The following is a 400-nucleotide window of genomic DNA, read 5'->3' on the forward strand; positions in this document are numbered from 1 at the left end:
GCCCCCGCCACGATGAACAACACGTTCGACGTGTCCACCTGGATGAACTCCTGATGCGGATGCTTACGACCACCCTGCGGCGGCACCGACGCGCTCGTACCCTCGATGATCTTCAACAACGCCTGCTGCACACCCTCACCCGACACATCACGCGTGATCGACGGGTTCTCCGCCTTGCGAGCCACCTTGTCGATCTCATCGATATAGATGATCCCCGTCTCAGCCTTCTTCACGTCGAAGTCCGCCGCCTGCACCAGCTTCAACAGAATGTTCTCCACGTCCTCACCGACATACCCCGCCTCGGTGAGCGCCGTCGCGTCCGCGATCGCGAACGGCACGTTCAACATCCGCGCCAACGTCTGCGCCAGATACGTCTTACCCGTCCCCGTCGGACCGATCA

At 61.5% G+C, this 400-nt stretch carries 1 protein-coding gene; it reads right to left on the minus strand.

The genetic code is table 11. The features are described 5' to 3' along the window. The coding region (locus ABWU78_RS20940; protein WP_439159400.1) for an AAA family ATPase at window positions 1–400 on the minus strand (400 nt) is incomplete at both ends.

Source organism: Cellulosimicrobium sp. CpK407 (assembly GCF_051844275.1).
GTDB classification, from domain to species: domain Bacteria; phylum Actinomycetota; class Actinomycetes; order Actinomycetales; family Cellulomonadaceae; genus Cellulosimicrobium; species Cellulosimicrobium cellulans_G.